This window comes from Bacillus shivajii, assembly GCF_020519665.1.
Taxonomy (GTDB): Bacteria; Bacillota; Bacilli; order Bacillales; family Salisediminibacteriaceae; genus Bacillus_CA; species Bacillus_CA shivajii.
Map to the genome: position 1 here is coordinate 1,860,349 of NZ_CP084703.1, position 16,355 is coordinate 1,876,703.

16 protein-coding genes are annotated in these 16,355 nt (G+C 37.8%); 11 read left to right on the top strand and 5 right to left on the bottom strand.

Annotated elements, in window-relative coordinates:
- Positions 1–94: 94 nt before the first annotated feature.
- On the top strand, positions 95–1,921 hold the full coding sequence (locus LGQ02_RS09085; protein ID WP_226517860.1) for a S8 family peptidase: 1,827 nt from the start codon (positions 95–97) through the stop codon (positions 1,919–1,921).
- A 28-nt stretch (positions 1,922–1,949) separates the two neighbouring features.
- On the opposite strand, the gene LGQ02_RS09090 is transcribed toward LGQ02_RS09085, so the two are convergent.
- The 3 genes from LGQ02_RS09090 to LGQ02_RS09095 form a co-directional block, all read right to left on the bottom strand.
- Positions 1,950–2,117, bottom strand: a complete 168-nt coding sequence (locus tag LGQ02_RS09090) for an aspartyl-phosphate phosphatase Spo0E family protein (RefSeq protein WP_226517861.1) — start codon at positions 2,115–2,117, stop codon at positions 1,950–1,952.
- Between the two features lie 233 nt (positions 2,118–2,350).
- Positions 2,351–2,485, bottom strand: coding sequence for a hypothetical protein (locus LGQ02_RS21275; RefSeq protein ID WP_264184011.1), 135 nt, complete (start codon positions 2,483–2,485; stop codon positions 2,351–2,353).
- A 262-nt stretch (positions 2,486–2,747) separates the two neighbouring features.
- A complete protein-coding gene (locus LGQ02_RS09095) occupies positions 2,748–4,397 on the bottom strand; it encodes a PucR family transcriptional regulator ligand-binding domain-containing protein (protein WP_226517862.1) in 1,650 nt (549 codons plus the stop codon).
- A gap of 459 nt (positions 4,398–4,856) precedes the next feature.
- On the opposite strand from LGQ02_RS09095, the gene LGQ02_RS09100 reads away from it, so the two are divergent.
- The 10 genes from LGQ02_RS09100 to LGQ02_RS09145 all read left to right on the top strand — a co-directional run bounded on the left by LGQ02_RS09100 (position 4,857) and on the right by LGQ02_RS09145 (position 14,566).
- Positions 4,857–6,218, top strand: a complete 1,362-nt coding sequence (locus LGQ02_RS09100) for an aspartate aminotransferase family protein (protein WP_226517863.1) — start codon at positions 4,857–4,859, stop codon at positions 6,216–6,218.
- A gap of 13 nt (positions 6,219–6,231) precedes the next feature.
- A complete protein-coding gene (locus LGQ02_RS09105; protein ID WP_226517864.1) occupies positions 6,232–6,939 on the top strand; it encodes a CoA transferase subunit A in 708 nt (235 codons plus the stop codon).
- On the top strand, positions 6,918–7,589 hold the full coding sequence (locus tag LGQ02_RS09110; protein ID WP_226517865.1) for a 3-oxoacid CoA-transferase subunit B: 672 nt from the start codon (positions 6,918–6,920) through the stop codon (positions 7,587–7,589). The genes LGQ02_RS09105 and LGQ02_RS09110 overlap by 22 nt, the downstream gene beginning before the upstream one ends.
- A 5-nt stretch (positions 7,590–7,594) precedes the next feature.
- Complete coding sequence (locus tag LGQ02_RS09115; RefSeq protein WP_226517866.1) at positions 7,595–8,860, top strand: peptidase; 1,266 nt, start codon at positions 7,595–7,597, stop codon at positions 8,858–8,860.
- A 181-nt stretch (positions 8,861–9,041) separates the two neighbouring features.
- Positions 9,042–10,460 (top strand): aldehyde dehydrogenase family protein, encoded by a 1,419-nt coding sequence (locus LGQ02_RS09120; protein ID WP_226517867.1) that lies wholly within the window; start codon positions 9,042–9,044, stop codon positions 10,458–10,460.
- Positions 10,461–10,527: 67 nt separating this feature from the next.
- Entirely contained in the window at positions 10,528–11,319 is a 792-nt protein-coding gene (ablB, locus tag LGQ02_RS09125; RefSeq protein WP_226517868.1) for a putative beta-lysine N-acetyltransferase, read from the top strand.
- A gap of 326 nt (positions 11,320–11,645) precedes the next feature.
- Positions 11,646–12,119, top strand: a complete 474-nt coding sequence (locus LGQ02_RS09130) for a hypothetical protein (RefSeq protein ID WP_226517869.1) — start codon at positions 11,646–11,648, stop codon at positions 12,117–12,119.
- Positions 12,116–12,607 (top strand): hypothetical protein, encoded by a 492-nt coding sequence (locus tag LGQ02_RS09135; RefSeq protein WP_226517870.1) that lies wholly within the window; start codon positions 12,116–12,118, stop codon positions 12,605–12,607. The genes LGQ02_RS09130 and LGQ02_RS09135 overlap by 4 nt, the downstream gene beginning before the upstream one ends.
- A 534-nt stretch (positions 12,608–13,141) precedes the next feature.
- Positions 13,142–13,546 (top strand): GNAT family N-acetyltransferase, encoded by a 405-nt coding sequence (locus tag LGQ02_RS09140; RefSeq protein WP_226518271.1) that lies wholly within the window; start codon positions 13,142–13,144, stop codon positions 13,544–13,546.
- 120 nt (positions 13,547–13,666) lie between these two features.
- Positions 13,667–14,566 (top strand): GNAT family N-acetyltransferase, encoded by a 900-nt coding sequence (locus LGQ02_RS09145; protein ID WP_226517871.1) that lies wholly within the window; start codon positions 13,667–13,669, stop codon positions 14,564–14,566.
- A 43-nt stretch (positions 14,567–14,609) separates the two neighbouring features.
- Here the strand turns inward: LGQ02_RS09145 and LGQ02_RS09150 are convergent, their stop codons facing one another.
- Positions 14,610–14,882, bottom strand: coding sequence for a YokU family protein (locus LGQ02_RS09150; RefSeq protein ID WP_226517872.1), 273 nt, complete (start codon positions 14,880–14,882; stop codon positions 14,610–14,612).
- A gap of 23 nt (positions 14,883–14,905) precedes the next feature.
- Positions 14,906–16,318 (bottom strand): lysine 2,3-aminomutase, encoded by a 1,413-nt coding sequence (gene kamA, locus LGQ02_RS09155; RefSeq protein ID WP_226517873.1) that lies wholly within the window; start codon positions 16,316–16,318, stop codon positions 14,906–14,908.
- Between the last annotated feature and the right edge of the window lie 37 nt (positions 16,319–16,355).

Below are 16,355 nucleotides of genomic sequence, written 5' to 3' on the forward strand. Positions count from 1 at the left end.
CTTCAAAACTCCGCGTATCGATTTTTCTTTCATATGTCGTATAAACGTTGGGTAACCTAACGGACAAGGTGATATATAGAGGGGAGTTTAAAAAATGAGAAGTATTATACGTTTAACGATCGCTTTTAGTGTTGTCTTATTTTCTGTCTTAGGAATATGGTACTTATCAGATCACCAAAATCGGGATCTTACGTTAGATGGTGATGAATCAGAAGACCGAAGCTTTGAGCTTGCGATGTCAGAAGTGATGGCTGAAGATTTAACAGGTTCGATTGAAATGTTTATTTACAAAATTGAGGATGAACTAGATGACTGGACGGATATGGATATAAACGATCAAAAAACAATAGAAGAACTTGATCAATTTGTTGATGAGCACCCACACATTGAAGGGTTCGCGCTATATGAGAATAATGAGTTAAAATACGATGTTCACTTAAAAGATGTACCAACGAATCCAAAAGAAAAACTCACTCGAAACAAAGGAAACGGGGTGAAACTTTCTGACCCGTTTATTGAAAAAGGGACGAAAAAAATGTACATGGGTAAAGAAAAAAATGATCACCTTTACTTTACTGAACTAGACCTATCTTTTATTGAGCATTTCGTAAAAGACTTAGCAGCATTAACGGATGCAAATGGTCAATTTTTCATCGGCGATGACGGAATGAATGTTGGGACAACCGAAAGTGAAGTTGATGAAGATTACGTAAAAAAAGACGTAGAAGACTTAGGCTGGAGTTTATATGTGCAAAGTGAAGATGACAAAGAAGTGGAAGAGGAACATTATAAAGAAGGCGAGATCATCGTTAAATTAAGAGAAGGCATCGACAAAAAAGAATGGGCAGCAGATCATCAAGTGAAGATCGTAGACGCATTTAACGATTCATTAGTTGTTCGAGATAAACGAGATTCCACTGAATTATTAATGGAAGAGTGGGCAGATGACCCAGCTGTTGTATATATGGAGCCAAACTATAAGTATTCTAAGCAAACGATGGCTCATCAAACAAGACCTCGACAAAGGAGAACAAGACAAGTTCATGTGTTCGATGAAAATGAGTCACCAAATGATGAATTTTATGAACCTTATCAATGGAATTTCTCGCAAATTTTTGCTGAAGAAGGATGGGCTATTTCTGTTGGCGAAGAGCAAGTTCCAATAGCAATTATAGACAGTGGTGTGGACCCAGAACATATTGATTTAAGTGAGAAAATTCAAGATGGATTTAATGCATTTGAAGGCAATGGTGCTTATTATGATGAGCATGGCCATGGTACACATGTCGCTGGTGTTGCAGCAGCTGTTACTAATAATGAAGATGGCGTTGCCGGTGTTTCTTGGAATAATCCAATCCTAGCTGTAAAAGTATTAGATGATCGTGCGGAAGGGAACTCGATGTCAATCGCGAAAGGAATCCGCTGGGCTGTTGACAATGGCGCGAAAGTGCTCAATTTAAGTTTAGGTGATAGTCATGATTCAGAAATGATGCATGAAGCAGTGCGTTACGCTTATAACAACGATGTCGTCATGATTGCAGCTTCAGGGAATGATAATGTAGAAACACCTATGTATCCTGCTGCATATGAAGAGGTCTTGACAGTAGCAGCGACCGATCCACATGAAGAGAGAGCGTTTTTTTCAAACTATGGTCACCATATCGATGTAAGTGCACCTGGTGAACATATCCCAAGTACGTATCTAGGGAACGAATTTGTCATGATGAGCGGTACATCGATGGCTGCACCACATGTAGCTGGTTTAGCTGGGCTTATTCGCTCGGTAGATCCTGATTTATCAAATGAAGAAGTATATGATTTAATTCGAAGAACGTGTGATGATTTAGGAGAAGAAGGAGTAGACCCATATTTTGGTCATGGGAAAATAAATGTGGAAAGAGCTTTACGCGAAATCCATTAAAGAGGAAAAAAAGAGCTAGCCCAGTGACTCACATTGGGCAGCTCTTTTTTTTATCAAGGGTAGCGTTTTTGTAATTTATAATTAGCTTATCTAATTCTTTTGAACATTTAATGGTTTCACTGCAATTTAACCCGTTATTTTTGGCTAAGGTTAAGAGCTCGTCTCTTTTTTTCTCAATTTCTACTTTAAGTTCCATATTTAACACTCCATTGCGTGAGTTGGTGTATGTGGGGAATTGTCCCACATTATAAGAGATGCTAAAGAATCATTCCATGAACATGTAGTAAATGATGCAATCGGTTGCAGTGTTTGCATGATGATAGGAACATCCTTTCCTATATTATCAGACAAACTTTCGATTAGTGGAATAGCTTCCTTAAAACTAGTCAAAAGATTTTATAATAATACAAAAATCGACAACAATATTTTTCAATAATCGATATCTTCGTAATCTTTCGGTTGAGCTTCTCTTTCCTCTGGAATATAAACTTGGTAATGTATTTTTCTTGCTTGTTGTTTTTTCGATTGTTTGTTCGACTTTATTTTCGCTAACCTATACTTCATGACAGTATTCTCCCTTCTTTATTCAGAACTTTTATCCAAAGTAAGCTGATATTAAGCGAACATCCCCAGCGGAGTGCCGAGCATGCCACAGGACGTGGCGTTGAGCTCCCAATGGAAAGTCATTTTTAGAATAAGTTGTTAGAGGAAAGCACAACAGATTTTATAAATCGTTGATTCATTTATATTTTGACCAGTGCATGGAGAATTATAAATGATTTCTTTTTATAAAAAAGCCATGATTTATATATTTAAGATGCGAAGCCTAACTGATACGCTGATGAAGCTGAACAAATTTATATGCAAAGATCGCTAAATGTAAATTCATACGGTCACGAGGTGATTGAAGATTTACACCAGCTTTTTTTTCAATTTGTGCTAAACGATATTTTAAAGTATGACGATGGATGTATAAATGAGAGGCGGTTTTTTGAATGTGACAATTGTACATTAAATATGTTTCGAGTGTTTGTATTAAATCAGGTCGGTCGTTTTTTTGGTCAATCAAGCCTTTAAGATGTGTTTCATAAAACTGTTGTAAGGAAATACCAGACTCTTGCATTTGAATTAACATTTGGTAAAAACCTAACTCATCATAATGTGTAATTAGTGATTCTTTTAAAAGAAGGGGAGAGTATTGAACTGCATATTCTGCTTCTTTTGCACTTAACGATAGTTGTTGAACGGAGTGATAAAGTCTGCCAACCCCGATCTTTAATGGTTCATCAAAGTGGTTGTGCCACCTTTCTTGAATGTTTAATAAACAATCGTACATGTCATTTGTTTTATCTGAACTGTCTTCTGCTTCAATTAAGGCAAAAAGTGAGTCTAGCTTCGGAAGTAAGATGTGCTGTCTATTCGCATTAGCAAATGATTGCAAAACAATATAATGGAGGTGATTACTCCAATCTTTTTTATCGGTGTATGCTTGTTGATCATGACTAACTTTAATAAAGATCGCTTGATGTGGGATCGTTAAATTATAACCTAACTTTTTTCCACGCTTAATCGCCGCACTTGTATTTAGGTTATCCTTCATTAATATTTCTTCTACTAATTCTCCGCGGAGTCTTACCTTTGTTTCTTCAATAGCATATTGTTTGACTAGTTCTATACCAATCAAGGTAGACACGTGATCCATAATGATTTCATCCATTTCTGACCATTTGTGTTGATGGTGGAAGGCAACAAGATATCCATACGTAAATGACTCAGCATGAATGGGAGAGCGAAAACAATAAAATGAGTTCCATTTAAACGTATAAACATTCTTTCGGTTTTCTGAGTCATGGAAGAGATCATTAATTTTTCGTGAATCATTATCAACCACAATTTCTTTATCATTTACAAGTAAAGAGGCCGAGTGCAAATTCTTGCTAGAAATCAATTGTCCTAAGTCATCAAACACAAACAAACTTGAATCTGTTAATGGACTTAGTTTATTTAATATTTCATCTAAACCATCATTGTTTAATGCAAGCTTGGTCATCTCTTTATGAACGGAGAGTGACTCTTCAAGTAGTCGCATTTGCTGATTACCAATTTGCTCAACAATCCCTTTTGTAATCGTTGAAAAATTAATCGAAGGTGGGATCTCAATAAGTGGTAACTGTTGTTTGTTTGCTTCAGAAATAAAGGAAGCGGGAACGTTATCAAGGTAAAATCCTTTATAAATGGCTATTCCAGCTAATGAATTTTCTCTAATTAATTGTAAAAAACAGTTTTTTAGATGATCATCTTTTTCTAACCCAAATCCTGTTGTAACAATGAATTCTCCAGCTTGAAATCGGCTAATATCTTCAATGATTTCAATCGTTGTTACCCACTTGATCGACCTGTTTACCCCATCATTGCCAGCAATTAGCTTCGTCCCTTTTAATACAGGTAATTTTAAAGCCTCTCGTATTGTCAACATGTAAGCCACCTCCCTATATTCATTTATCCATCGTGTATAAAAATAATGAAAAAACTTTTGTTAACAAGGAGAATAGTCAGAAAATTCAGTGTGGAATAAGATAATAGTAAGCAAGACTATTTCTCTTTTCAACTAAAAGGACATCCTTTTACTACATTGTTTAAGATGTTGGAAAAAAACTTTAGTACTAAATATATGCTCTTCATTCGATTCATACTTCAATTCATGCTCTTAATAAATAACTGTTTTCACAAATTTTGTTGCATTGTTTGGGGAGCTTTGACAAGCAGATGGCGGTGACTCCAGCGAAAAAAGCACCGGGGAAGAAACAGCAGGGTGATATATCCGATAAGGATGTTGCACTTGTGCCCTAAGGTGAAAGCGAGAGGACCAAAACGAATGGTTCATTATTAAACGATATTTTCAGGAAAGCAAAAAATAATAAAGGAGGGTTGTAGTGTGAAAGATAGTTATTTAATAAAGCCCCAATTAGATGAAACATATCCCTGCACAAAATATGGGAAAGGGATTTATTTATATGATACAGAGGGAAAAGAATATATAGACGGGTCATCAGGAGCAGTAACAGCAAGCATTGGTCATGGGGTGAACGAGATTGCTAATGTCATGAAGGAGCAAGCGGAGCGGGTTTCATTTGTTTATCGGTCACAATTTACTAGTACACCAGCAGAAAAGTTAGCATACAAATTAAAAGAGTTAGCGCCAGGAGACTTGAATTGGTCATTTTTTGTTAATAGTGGGTCAGAGGCAACGGAAACAGCGTTAAAGGTGGCATTGCAATATTGGCAAGAAAAGGGGCGTCCAACAAAAAATAAAGTGTTATCAAGGTGGATGAGTTATCACGGTATCACATTAGGGGCATTATCAATGTCAGGTCATGTGGGGAGAAGAGCTAGGTTCGCTCCTTTATTAGAGGACTTTCCAACAGTTGATCCGCCGTATTGTTATCGCTGTCCGTTCAACGAAACGTATCCAAACTGTCAGCTCATGTGTGCAAAGGAATTAGATCGTGCAATAAGAAGAGTAGGCGCCGAACATATTGCAGCCTTTATTGCAGAGCCAATTATTGGAGCTTCTGGAGGAGCAATTGTACCTCCAGATGGTTATTACGAAGAAATAAGAAAGATTTGCGATCACCATGATATTTTGTTTATTGCAGATGAAGTAATGACAGGTGTAGGAAGGTGCGGAAAAAACTTTGCAATCGACCATTGGAATACAGTACCAGATATTATGGCACTAGGTAAGGGATTGAGTGCAGGATATACACCCCTTGCAGCAACGATGGTTACGGATAAAGTAATGGAGCCGATTTTACAAGGATCGAAACAGATTATGAGTGGCCATACGTACAGTGCTAATCCGCAATCGACTGCCATTGGCTTAGCGGTACTCGAATATATCGAAAAACACCACCTCATCAAAAACTCAGAGAAACAAGGCAATTATTTCTTAGATGAACTAAAGAAACTCCAACAAAAGTATTCGATTATCGGAGATATACGTGGGAAAGGTTTACTATTAGGTGTTGAATTTGTTTCAAATATTTTTAATAAACTACCGTTTCGAACGGAAGTGAATGTAACAAAACGAATGATTCACAAAGCGATGGAAAAAGGACTTCTTATTTACCCATCTTCAGCTGGAGTGGAAGGAAGTTCTGGGGATGCCGTTTTATTAGCACCACCATTAACGATTAATCGAGAAGAAATTGACAAACTCCTTCATATTTTTGAAGAGGTCGTTCGCGACGTTCAAGAGGAGCTTCAAATTGAAGGGTTCATTCATTCTGCAGGGTGAGAGGGGGAGCAAAATGGAAAGTAAAATAGAAAAAGATTCGAAAGTCATTTCCATTGAAGAAGCAAGTTCATATATAAAAAATGGGATGACAGTGATGATCGGTGGTTTCGGTGGGGTTGGAAATCCACCAACGATGATTAATGAAATGCTAAAGAACAACATTCAAGACTTAACGTTAATTTGTAACGATGCCGGCTTTCCCCATATCGGTGTTGGCCAACTCGTCACAAACTGTCGGATAAAAAAATTAATTGCTAGTCACATTGGTTCAAATCCAAAGGCAGGACAGCAAATGACCGATGGTACATTAGACGTTCAGTTTTTCCCCCAAGGTACGTTAGCAGAAAAAATTCGTGCAGGTGGTGTAGGCTTAGGCGGGGTTCTTGTTGATATCGGTATTGATAATCCGATTGTAGAAAAAGGGAGCGAACGATATGAGCTTAACGGAAAAAAGTATTTAGTGGAGCCTGCTCTAACTGCAAAAGTATCGATTGTTTACGCGAAAAAAGCAGATCACTTCGGTAACCTTGTGTTTGATACGAGTTCCCGTAACACGAACCCACTCGTTGCAATGGCTGGAGACATAACCATTGCAGAAGCGGATGAAATCGTTGAAACAGGGGAGCTTGATCCAGAAGAAGTAATTACACCAGGGGCATTTGTAGACTATGTCGTACAAAGTGAAGGGGTGAACTGGGCATGGGCTTGGGAAAAGAAGTAAGAGAGGCGATTGCAAAAAGAGCTGCTAAAGAAATTAAATCAGGAATGATTGTCAATCTAGGAATCGGCATTCCAACGTTAGTTGCCAATTATGTCAATGATTCTTCTGTGATGTTCCATGCCGAAAATGGTGTTTTAGGAACTGGCCCAAGTCCTGTACCAGGAGAAGAAAATCCGAATTTATGTAACGCCGGAGGAATACCGATCACTGCTGCAAAAGGTGCATCATATTTTGACAGTGCGATGGCGTTTGCATTAATTAGAAAAGGGTTACTAGATATGACGATTCTCGGGGCACTTGAAGTTAGTGATGAAGGAGATCTTGCTAATTGGATCGTTCCAGGAAAGAGAGTGCCAGGCATGGGTGGAGCGATTGAATTAGCTCAAAAAGCCAAAAAAGTCATTACAGTGATGAATCACACAGATAAATATGGAAATCCAAAAATCGTTAAAGCGTGTTCATTACCATTAACTGCACGAAAATGCGTCGACATGATTATCACCGAGATGGCAGTCATGAGTATTACAAATGATGGTCTACAATTGGATGAAGTATTTGAACCATATACGTTAGAAGAAGTACAAGAAAAAACAGGAGCACCATTACTCATAAAACAGCCTCCAACAACGATTTCAGAAGGAAGGAGTTGATCCAAATGAGATCAGACATACGTGAATGGATTAGAAACAATAAAGAGGAACTAATTGACATGATTCAGCGAATGATCCAGCAACCATCAACACAAAGAAATGAATTAGGCATTCAAAGACAAGTTTCAGAAATACTAAATGAGCTTCAATTTCAAGTAGATATGTGGGAACCTGAAGTTGCGTCCTTAAAAAAACATCAGGCTTTCATTTCTACAAGAGACTCGTTTCAAGGAAGTCCCAACGTCGTAGGGGTAAAAAAAGGAGTAGGTAACGGTCACTCGTTAGTTTTAAATGGTCACGTCGATGTCGTTCCTGAAGGAGATCGAAAAAATTGGGTTGATGATCCATACTCAGGAGTATACAAAGACGGGAAAGTTTATGGCCGTGGTTCAACAGACATGAAAGGGGCAAATGCAGCCATGCTTTTTGCCTTAAAAGCGATCAAAGAGTGTGGAGTCCCCTTAAAAGGCGATATCGTTTTTCATAGTGTAATAGAAGAAGAAAGTGGAGGAGCGGGCACACTTGAAGCCATTTTAAAAGGCTATACAGCTGATGCTGCGATCATCCCAGAACCAACACAAATGAAAATCTTTCCGAAACAACAAGGATCACTATGGTTCCGTTTATATGTTAAAGGTGTTTCAGCTCATGGAGGTACGAGATACGAAGGTGTCAGTGCCATCGAAAAAACACAAATTGTCCTTGATCATATAAAAGAGTTAGAACAAGTTCGAAATGATCGCATTGATGATCCGTTGTTTTCAGAAATTCCTATCCCAATCCCGATCAATATTGGGATTATTCAAGGTGGAGATTGGCCATCTTCTGTCGCTGATTTAGTAAAGGTTGAAGGACGATACGGTGTCTCCCCTTCAGAAACCATCGAAGAAGCAAAGGCTGAATTTAAACAATGGATGAAAAAGTTAGCTGAAAAAGATATTTGGTTTGAGAAGCATCCGATTGAAGTTGAATGGTTTGGGGCAAGGTGGTTGCCAGGTTCCATTGATACCAAGCACCCACTTATGAATATATTAACAAACTCTTATGAAAAAATTTCAGGAGCCCCTCCAACCGTCGAAGCTTCTCCATGGGGAACTGATGGTGGATTATTAACTTATGTCGGAAATACGCCTTCGGTCGTCTTCGGCCCAGGAGTAACGAGTATGGCCCACTATCCAAATGAGTATATCGAGGTCGACAAGGCTTTACATTTTTCCGAAATACTAGCCAATACGATTATCGACTGGTGTAACAAAGAAAAGAAGCTGTGAAAAATTGTTGTGGTTGGTGCCTGTCACTTGAATGCCAGACACTGAAGTGACAGGCACAAAACCAAACATCCTTGTCGGACCATAATGAACCGTAAATTACGTGAAGGATAATGCTAAACGGTATGGAATTATATTATATAGAACAAAAGGTTACAGTTTGCAATGTAGAGGGGGCTTTATCATGAGAAAGAAGTTGTTTCTAGCAGGAGAGTGGGTAGAAACAGAACAGTACCAAAACTTATATTCTCCTTATAGTGAAGAAGAAATTGCCCAAATACCATTAGCATCAAAGGCAGATGTTGATACAGCGCTTGGTGCTGCTGTCAAAGTAAAGAAAGAACTAAAAAAAATGCCCGCATATAAACGAGCGGAAATTTTAGAAAATGTCGTTAAGCTCATAGAAGAGAACCGAGAACTGTGTGCAAGGACGATTGTACAGGAGGCAGCGAAACCAATTCAAGCTGCTCGAGGTGAAATCGCTAGGACAATCATGACATATAAATTCGCAAGTGAAGAAGCTAGAAGACTATCAAATGAATACATTAATATGGATGCAGCCCCAGGTGGAGAAAATCGAGTCGCTTATGCTGTCCGAGAACCAGCAGGCGTCGTAGCGGCAATTACACCGTTTAATTTTCCAATGAATCTAGTCGCTCATAAACTTGGGCCAGCAATTGCTGCAGGAAATCCAGTCGTTTTAAAGCCCGCATCCCAAACGCCACTGTCAGCCTTTTTAATCGCCGATTTTTTTGAAAAGGCAGGCCTTCCAAAAGGGGCGTTAAGTGTCATCACGGGTAAAGGCAGTGTCATTGGAGAAGCATTAGTCAGTGACGACAGAACAAATGTCATTACTTTTACAGGTAGTCCTGAAGTCGGAATACACCTAAAAAATAAGGCTGGGTTAAAGAAAGTCACGTTAGAATTAGGCTCAAATTCAGCAGTTATTATAGATGACGGTGTTGATGTCGATGAGCTTGTTGAGCGCCTCGTTACAGGTGCATTTGCTTACCAAGGTCAAGTATGTATTTCTTTACAACGCATTTTTGTGCATGAAAAGAAGAAAGCTGAACTCATTGAAAAAATGAAAACGGCTACGAACGATCTTGTAAAAGGCGATCCGTTAGATGAAGCCACTGATGTTTCTGCCTTAATTACCCCAAGCGATAAAGATCGAGTGCTTTCGTGGGTTGACGAAGCAGAGAAGGACGGAGCACAATTAATAACAGGAGGAAACGTTCATCAAAATATTGTCGAACCAACAATCCTTGCGAATGTTCCGACGCATGTAAAAGTATCATGTGAAGAAGTATTCGGGCCAATTGTAACTATAAACAGCTTTCAAACGTGGGAAGAAGCGATCGAATTAGTGAATGATTCAGACTTTGGTCTCCAAGCAGGTGTTTATACAAATGACCTGAAAAAAGCATTCTATGCATCTGAAGAATTAGAAGTCGGTGGCGTTATGATAAACGATATTCCGACCTTTCGCGTCGACCATATGCCTTACGGTGGCGTGAAAAAGAGCGGCACCGGTCGTGAAGGAATTAAATATGCAATTGAAGAAATGACAGAATTAAAGCTCGTATCTTTTAAAAAATAATGAGGAGGGAGCTAATCCCTCCTTTTTCATCACGAATGATAGGTGGCGAAGAAAGGGGACTACATAAATGAACATTCAACATTGGGATATGGATTCAAAAAATGATCGGGTTGTTGCGTATTTACCTCAATTAAGTGAAAAGGAAATAGAAAAAATAGATGCAACGATTCGCGAACGAAATCCAGGAAAGTTCATTGTTTATACAACAGTAGGACAAATCAATAAACTAAATCATCATGGCTTTGAACTAGAAGCAGAAATGTCTGGTTTTTTTAGCGGACAAAAGGCTTTAATATTTACAAAATATTTAAAGGAAGACCGAAAAATCTCAAGTACCGCAAAAGAAAATCGAGACGTCTTGTCAATTGTCAACCGTGATGAAGGGTTAAAGAGCACTCCTCCTTCCTTTGAAGTAAGTGTAGTAACCGACAATGAACTACCTGAATTAGCGAAGTTGTTTTCGACAGTCTTTGAAAAGTATCCAACCAATATTTTTGACGTGGAGTATTTAAAAAAAGCAAAAGAAAACGAATACTTATTTATCGTCGCTAAAGATAAAGGGAAAATTGTCGGTGCCGCTTCTGCAATGGACACCGGCTATCATAGTGCAGAAATTACTGACTGCGCTGTAAATCCTCATTATCGAGGAAAACATATTTTACATATTATTGTCCAAGCGTTGGAAAAAGAACTTCCTAAGAAAGGGATCCATCATGTTTTTTCGATTACAAGGGCAAAGTCAGTCGGCATGAACATGACAGTAAAGCGACTTGGATACAAATACGAAGGAACACTAACGAACAATTGCATTATTTCAACTGGCTTTGAAGACATGAACGTCTGGACGAAAAAACTATAAGAGGCACTTTGAGAATAAGAACTAACGGATTACGTTTAGAGGTACAGGCAAGCATTCACAAGAAAAACACATGCGATTCCGCAAAAGGAGTCACATGTGTTTTTTTGATTACTCGTCGCAACTCTTAGTTTTATCAATGGAGTTATGCTTGTGGCAACTAAGGCTTTCGCCATTAGGACTAGGCGTGCAGGTTAATGGAATAAGAGTGCACCTACGAGCAGGATAACTTAGTAATCTCTGTTTAACGTTTTTAGGAAAGAATAGGAATAATTATGTACTTAGGACCAATAATAAGATTCAGAATATAAGTCTTATAGGAGGGTTTTATGGGGATTACGATTTTTTTCTTCGCTTCTTGGCTAGTCTGTGTGGCTTTTGCTGTTATGCCAAAAAAACTTTCGCTTGTAGAAAATACATTTGTTTACTTAATCATATTAATCGTAAGTATTAATTTTTCATGGATAATTATTGAAGAATTTAAATTCATAACGCTTACGGAAGATGGTCTTGATTATACTGCGCATATTCTCAACCGCAGTGTAATACTTCCCATGTTAATAATCATGCAGTTGAATTTAATTCAAAAAAGCAATAGTGTTGCTAAGTCGGTTGTCATCGTCATTTCTACTGTGGCAATCATGTTGGGGCTAAGTTTTCTTTCTACACAACTCAATATAACAACACATGAAAAATGGAACTTTGGGTACGAAGTTATATACTTTTTAACACTTCACCTCATTGGATATTATGTACTCAAAGCGTTTAGGAAAATAGCCTATAGTGAGGTGAAGAACACATGATGTTATATGAGAATTTCGATAAAAATGAGATATATATCTTATCAATGTTAATTATTGCATACGGAGCCTTTTTTCTTTTTCCTAAAAAACTACCTCGTGATGTTACATCTATGTTTTTAGTGTGGGGATTTGCCTATTCAACTTTCTTTGACTTCACGATTGGTGGAGGTTTACTTAATTTCTATAAAGTAAATGATTCAAACAAGTACGAGTTATTTGACCTTTTAACTTATTTTTTATTTGCTACGTTCAGTTATTTTTTTATTTATTTTTATGAAAGACTGAACATCGATAAAAAGAAATTTTTATTTTATGTACTAGGATGGACGATCATTGGACTAGTCATGGAGAGGATATCAATATGGATGGATGTAATCACTTATCAAAATGGTTATAATCAGTATTACTCTGTGATTGTTTTCCTAGTGGTTCAAACAGTTACAGGCCTTTACTATGAATTAATAAAGAAGAGACAACATAATTATTGACCACTTGATCTTGATTGTTATCGAACTAACTGGAAGCGTATGCAACCGAGCTTAGGTTTTCATAAAACGGGTGGGATTCCCGTCCGAAAATGAAATTTATTTTTCTTGCACATTTATTAGATGAGGAATCACTAGTTCATGTCATTATGAGTTGGAATATGATCGAATTTGAGGAGCTTGGATATCCAAGCTCCTTTGAGTTCGTAAAAGTATTGTGAATTCCTTGCGAATTGTACTACGAATTAACTTAAGTTTTTTGTGATTTACTCTTTTGCAACTCATAAAAGGAGAAAGTCGCAAGTAAAAAGAGAAACTCGCAAGTAAGCGAGTAAAATGCGCAAGTAAGTAGGGAAAGACAGTAGCGAAGAAATTAAAAAATTGATGAACAACTCGTAAAACTCGTGAATAATTCAAAAAAATGATGAACAACCCGAGTGAATCGGAATCCACACGTTACAATTTTAAAATTGACTGATCATCACCAAAATGTAAAATGGGAGGTAGATTGCGACTAGAGGTGTTTTGATGATGACAATACGAATTAAAGAAATAGGTAAAGAAAAAGCATGGCAAGTACGTCATATTGTTATGTGGCCAGATAGAGATATAGACTATATTAAGCTAAAAGAGGACGACAAAGGGAGTCATTTCGGACTTTACAAAAATGAGACGCTCATATCCGTCATCTCACTATTTATTCATAACAATGAAGCACAGTTTCGTAAATTTGCAACGCTACAGCACGAACAGGGAAAAGGATATGGGAGTATGTTGTTGGACTACGTTATAAGAGAAGCATATAAACAAGGTGTGAAGAAAATTTGGTGTAATGCTCGAGAGGAAAAAGCTGCATTCTATCATAAATTTGGTTTAGAAGTAACGAACGATAAATTTGAAAGGGGAGGTAAATCGTACGTTATTATGGAGAGAATCCTATAAAGGTGTAAATTCAGAAAAAAGAAAACATTCTTAGCAAATTAAATGCAAATTGTTGCCATTCGTGTTTATAATGAAAGTTAAGAATATATATGTTATGAAAAAATGGGGGAGGGCTGTTAAATGAACAAAACGATTAGAGTACTACATAGTGAAGACTTTCCTTATGTCGATGCCATGGATACAGGGATAGAAGATGATTACGTAAAGCGAATATTTGACAGGTTGACAACGGGGAATCACCGATTGTTCGGTGTCTTTATGGACGATCAACTAGCGTGTATGGCAGGTTACACGATTTTTGCCAATCGTTATGCAATGTTAGGTAGAATTAGAAGTGACATCAATTTTAGAGGAAAGGATCTTGCCACAGAACTTTCTGCATATATAATGAAGGAAGCGTTCAAGCTTAGCAACATTCAATGGGTTGGTGCAAATACGCAAAAACATAATAAACCAGCACGTCGTGTCCTTGAAAAATTAGATTTAACGAACTATGTGCAACTACATGGGGCGATAACGAGTGATGTGTCTCAATTTGAAACTGGAACGGAGCCTTGGAGAGAAGTACAATCAATAGAAGAGAAAAAGTCTTGGGCCGAAGAAGCTTTTATTAAACGCTCGAGAATTTTTCCTTATGAATGTTATTATCCATTCCCAGCTTCTGAAGCGTTATTTAACGAAGAAAATTTAGAGAAATGGTCGTTCTTTGAAAACAAAGAACAAACGAGAGTGCTCATTACAAAGTACGACCAAAAGAAGCATCATTATTTACACACAGTTTATCCGTGGGATGATTTCTTATCTCAAAGCGGATTGTGGGAAACAGTTACAAATGAATATCGTAAACTAGTAGAAAAAACGGATGAAGAGACGTATATATGGAAGGATTTTACGAAGGAAGAAGCACAATTGCTACCTGAGGACCATCCATTTGAACTCCCTTCACCATGGTTTTTATACGGAATAAATAAGGAAACTTATAATAAAAGAAGCCAGAAGATAGAAGAAACTCAAAGATAGTAAAAATGCTGACTCATGATTAATGAGTCAGCATTCTTTTCGTCTAAAACTTGAAGTAGTTTTTCTTTAACAGTGTTGGTTGCTCCATTAGTTCTTTGTAAGAAAAGGTTTTTCCTAATTTTTTCGTTTCGATAAGCATAAACTGATCTTCAATTTCATCGATCAATGATTCTTCAATATAAACCATATTACAATCATCACATTTCACTGAAGGAACCTCAGTTATTTCTACCGCTCTCGTGCCATCAGGTAGCTCCCAATACGCAGATTCTAAGGAGTGAATGGCTGTATCAGATTCACACCACTTACATTTCATTGGTGCATTCCTCCTTTTTAAAATTATGCTTGCTCTTTTTCATCTCCGTCTTTCGCCGAATATTGCTCCATTTCTTTTTTCCACTTACGTTCTTTCATTTTATCTCGTTTTCCACGTTGGTCCTTTAGCGATTGGTGTGATTCATCGGTCTCATATGTTTTTCTTCGATCAATTCGGTTTAACCCTTCAGGGACAAGGTTTGGTTTATCATCATTCATTAACGCAGCGACACCTGCACGTTTTTCTTCTTTTTTCTCATAATAATTATAGAAGTAATCTTCAGCGGTTCCTGGTGTGTACTCTTTTGGCTCAGGATAAGATGTTATAACCCCTTCAAAGTTTCGTAAAATCACTTTGTCGTGACTTTGTGAGATCAAATAATTTGGCTGTAACGTGATTTTTCCGCCGCCACCAGGTGCATCAACAACAAAGGCTGGCACAGCGTAACCGGACGTATGACCACGTAATCCTTCGATAATTTCTAGGCCTTTTGATACTGGTGTTCTAAAGTGACCGATTCCTTCTGATAGGTCACACTGGTAAATGTAATAAGGGCGAACTCTTATTTTTACAAGGTCGTGCATGAGTTTTTTCATAATTTCTACGCTATCATTGATCCCTGCTAAAATAACGGCCTGGTTTCCTAAAGGAACACCTGCGTCAGCAAGCATTTCACACGCTTTTTTCGATTCTTCTGTTATTTCAAGAGATGTATTGAAGTGAGTATTTAACCATACCGGATGGTATTTCTTTAAAATGTTACACAAGTTTTCTGTAATTCGTTGTGGGAAAACGACAGGTGCTCTCGTTCCGATTCGAATAATTTCAACGTGATCAATCGCTCGTAAGTTTTTCAATACATACTCTAAAATTTGGTCATTAATGAGTAAGCCGTCTCCGCCAGAAATGAGAACATCACGAATTTCTGGATGCTCTGCAATATATTGAATGGCACCGTCCAATTGTTTCTTCGGAACGCCCATCCCAATTTGCCCTGAAAAGCGACGACGCGTACAATAACGGCAATACATCGAGCATTGATTCGTAACGAGGAAAAGAACACGATCTGGATAACGGTGCGTTAGTCCTGGAACCGGTGAATCCTCATCTTCTGCTAATGGGTCTTCAAGATCATATTTTGTCTTTTGGATCTCTTGAGAGACCGGTACAGACTGCATTCGAATCGGACACCTCGGATCGTCCGGATTCATTAAAGAAGCATAGTAAGGTGTAATATTTAAGGGAATTGTTTTCGTCGATATTTTAACTCCTTCTTCTTCTTCTGGAGTAAGGTTTACGATTTTCTTTAAATCATCTAACGTACGGATCGTGTTCGTTAGCTGCCAAATCCAGTCATTCCATTGTTCATCCGTAACATCTTTCCATAATTCAAACTCTTTCCAATGACGCTCTGGTTTGTATAAGTCCATTTTCATTTTAAGTCCTCCCTGTGGAAATTTTCTCGGTATGTTA